The organism is Curtobacterium flaccumfaciens, assembly GCF_051548005.1.
Lineage (GTDB): Bacteria > Actinomycetota > Actinomycetes > Actinomycetales > Microbacteriaceae > Curtobacterium.
Window position 1 is genome coordinate 1 of sequence record NZ_JBPUGH010000225.1, and the last position, 3,302, is coordinate 3,302.

General features: G+C 70.4%; 4 protein-coding genes and 1 pseudogene. All 5 read left to right on the forward strand.

Going from position 1 to position 3,302, the window contains the following annotated elements; genetic code table 11:
- A pseudogene (locus tag ACSW7Y_RS16650) lies at window positions 1-317 on the forward strand (type I glyceraldehyde-3-phosphate dehydrogenase); the annotation flags it as partial.
- Window positions 318-320: 3 nt separating this feature from the next.
- Window positions 321-1,538 carry a phosphoglycerate kinase gene (locus ACSW7Y_RS16655; protein WP_438127346.1) on the forward strand — a complete coding sequence of 406 codons (1,218 nt, stop codon included), beginning with the start codon at window positions 321-323 and terminating at the stop codon, window positions 1,536-1,538.
- Complete coding sequence (tpiA, locus tag ACSW7Y_RS16660) at window positions 1,535-2,314, forward strand: triose-phosphate isomerase (protein WP_438127347.1); 780 nt, start codon at window positions 1,535-1,537, stop codon at window positions 2,312-2,314. The genes ACSW7Y_RS16655 and tpiA overlap by 4 nt, the downstream gene beginning before the upstream one ends.
- 117 nt (window positions 2,315-2,431) lie before the next feature.
- Window positions 2,432-2,683 carry a preprotein translocase subunit SecG gene (gene secG, locus ACSW7Y_RS16665; RefSeq protein WP_022902309.1) on the forward strand — a complete coding sequence of 84 codons (252 nt, stop codon included), beginning with the start codon at window positions 2,432-2,434 and terminating at the stop codon, window positions 2,681-2,683.
- A 3-nt stretch (window positions 2,684-2,686) separates the two neighbouring features.
- Window positions 2,687-3,049 (forward strand): RNA polymerase-binding protein RbpA, encoded by a 363-nt coding sequence (locus tag ACSW7Y_RS16670; RefSeq protein ID WP_412880848.1) that lies wholly within the window; start codon window positions 2,687-2,689, stop codon window positions 3,047-3,049.
- Window positions 3,050-3,302 lie beyond the last annotated feature (253 nt).

The following is a 3,302-nucleotide window of genomic DNA, read 5'->3' on the forward strand; positions in this document are numbered from 1 at the left end:
GCTTCGCGCTCCGCGTCCCGGTCCCCACCGGCTCGATCACCGACCTCACCCTCGAGACCAAGTCCGAGGTCACCGTCGACGAGATCAACGCCGCCTACAAGGAAGCCGCGGAGGGCCCGCTCAAGGGCATCCTGCTCTACAGCGAGGACCCGCTGGTGTCGACCGACATCACGACCGACCCGCACTCCTCGATCTACGACTCCGGCCTGACCAAGGTCATCGGCGGCCTCGTGAAGATCACCTCGTGGTACGACAACGAGTGGGGCTACTCGAACCGCCTCGTCGACCTCACCGAGTACGTGGGCGAGCGCCTCTAAGCCATGACGCTCCGAACCCTCGGCGACCTCGGCGACCTCGCCGGCAAGCGCGTCGTCGTCCGGTGTGACCTGAACGTCCCCCTGAAGGACGGCACGATCACCGACGACGGCCGCGTGCGTGCGTCGCTCGACACGCTGAACACGCTCGTCAACGCCGGCGCCCGCGTCATCGTGATCTCGCACCTCGGTCGGCCCGACGGGTCGCCGGCTCCGGAGTACTCGCTCGCCCCGGTGGCGCAGCGCCTCTCCGAGCTCCTCGGGAAAGAGGTCACGTTCGTCGGCGAGACCGTCGGCGACGAGGCGACCGCGGCCGCCGCGGAGCTCGGTGACGGCGACGTCCTCCTGCTCGAGAACCTCCGCTTCAACCCGGAGGAGACCTCGAAGGACGCCTCCGAGCGCCAGGCGTTCGCCGAACGGATCGCCGCCCTCGGCGACGCGTTCGTGTCCGACGGCTTCGGTGTCGTGCACCGCAAGCAGGCCTCGGTGTACGAGCTCGCGTCGGCGCTCCCGTCGGCTGCCGGCTCGCTCATCGAGACCGAGCTGACGGTCCTCGAACGCCTCACGTCGAACCCCGAGCGTCCGTACACGGTCGTGCTCGGCGGGTCGAAGGTGAGCGACAAGCTCGGTGTCATCGACCACCTCCTGCCGCAGGTCGACACGCTCTGCATCGGCGGCGGCATGCTCTTCACGTTCCTCGCGGCCCAGGGCCACGGGGTCGCGAAGTCGCTGCTCGAGGCCGACCAGCTCGACACCGTCCGCGGGTACCTCTCGCGGGCGCAGGAGCTCGGCGTGACGATCGACCTGCCGACCGACGTCGTCGTGGCCTCCGGGTTCGCGGCCGACGCCTCCCACGAGACCGTCGCGGCAGACGCGATCGAGTCGTCGTCGTTCGGCGCCGACGGCATCGGCCTCGACATCGGTCCGGAGACGGCCGAGCGGTTCGCGGCGGCGGTGTCCGGCTCGAAGACGGTGTTCTGGAACGGCCCGATGGGCGTGTTCGAGTTCCCGGCGTTCGCGGCGGGCACGAAGACCGTCGCGCAGGCGCTCACCGAGGTCGACGGCCTCGGGGTGGTCGGTGGTGGGGACTCCGCAGCTGCGGTCCGGTCGCTCGGGTTCTCGGACGACCAGTTCGGACACATCTCGACCGGCGGTGGTGCGAGCCTCGAGTTCCTCGAGGGCAAGTCGCTGCCCGGTCTCGAAGCGCTGGGGTGGTCCCGATGAGCCGTACGCCACTGATCGCCGGCAACTGGAAGATGAACCTGGACCACCTCCAGGCCATCGCCACCGTGCAGAAGCTCGCGTGGACGCTGAAGGACGCCCGCCACGACCACGACGAGGTCGAGGTCGCGGTGTTCCCGCCCTTCACCGACCTCCGCAGCGTGCAGACGCTGATCTCGGCGGACAAGCTGCCGATCCGCTTCGGCGCACAGGACCTCTCGCAGTACGACTCCGGTGCCTACACCGGTGACGTCTCGGGAGCGTTCCTCGCTGCCCTGGACGCGCAGTACGTCATCGTCGGCCACTCCGAGCGTCGCACGATGCACGGTGAGACCGACGAGGTCGTCGCGGCGAAGACGGCCGCGGCGGTCAAGCACGGGCTGGTGCCGGTCGTCTGCGTCGGCGAGACCGGCGAGCAGCGCGAGGAGCGCGGCGCCGGTGTCGTCGCGGTCGAGCAGCTGCAGGTCGTCCTCGACGCCGTGCAGCCCGCGGAGATCGTCGTCGCGTACGAGCCGGTCTGGGCCATCGGCTCCGGCCAGGCCGCCACCGCCGACCAGGCGCAGGAGGAGTGCGCGGCGATCCGTCGTGGCATCGCCGCAGCCTGGGGCGACGAGGCCGCTGCGGCGACCCGTGTCCTGTACGGCGGCTCGGTGAAGTCGGGCAACATCGCCGGCTTCCTCCGGGAGCCCGACGTCGACGGCGCGCTCGTCGGCGGCGCCTCGCTCGACGTGCAGGAGTTCGCGGCGATCGCGCGCTTCCGCCAGCACGTCGGACTCTGATCCACCCGGACAGGCCGGTCGCTCACGCGGCCGGCCTGTTCCACGCCCGGCCCGTCGTGCCCGGGGGCGACGCGTCCTCGGTATACTCGTACGGCTGACTGACACGAAAGGTACGTCGTGGCGATTCTCTCCGTCGTGCTGCAGGTCCTGCTCGCGATCACGAGCCTCCTGCTCACGCTCCTCATCCTGCTGCACAAGGGCCGCGGTGGTGGCCTCTCCGACATGTTCGGCGGCGGCGTGACGAGCAACCTCGGGGCGTCCGGCGTCGCCGAGCGCAACCTCAACCGCATCACGGTGATCCTCGGTCTGGTCTGGATCATCTCGATCATCGTGCTCGGTCTCATCAACAAGTTCACGACGGGGAGCTGACACATGGCATCAGGAGGCAGCGCCATCCGCGGATCGCGCGTGGGCGCAGGGCCGATGGGCGAGCAGGACCGCGGGGTCCAGGCGGAGCGCGTCGCGATCTCCTACTGGGACGCCCTGGGCAACGAGGTCGTGCGGTACTTCGCCGCGGGCCTGCCCGACGACGAGATCCCCGAGACGGTCGACTCGCCGTCCACCGGTCTCCCGGCCGGTCGTGACAAGGAGAACCCGCCGCAGGTCGCGAAGACCGAGCCGTACAAGACGCACCTCGCCTACGTGAAGGAGCGCCGCACCGAGGAAGAGGCTGCGCAGCTCCTCGAGGACGCGCTCCAGCAGCTCCGTGAGCGTCGCGGCACTGCCTCGAAGTAGGCACCACGCACGTCCGAAGGCCCCCGTACCGATCCGGTGCGGGGGCCTTCGTGTGTGTCGATCGGCACCCGGCCGGTGGCGCGTTGGTCGTGTGACGTGCCGCGTGCCGATCGCGTTGGTCGCACGACCTGCCGTTCGCCGAGCCCGCGCGCGACAGGTTCTGCGACCAGGTGGCGACCAGCGGAGCCGCTCCGTGCGGAGCGCACCGCGCCCGACGCGCCACCACGAACGGACGGGAGGCGCGGTGCCAGCC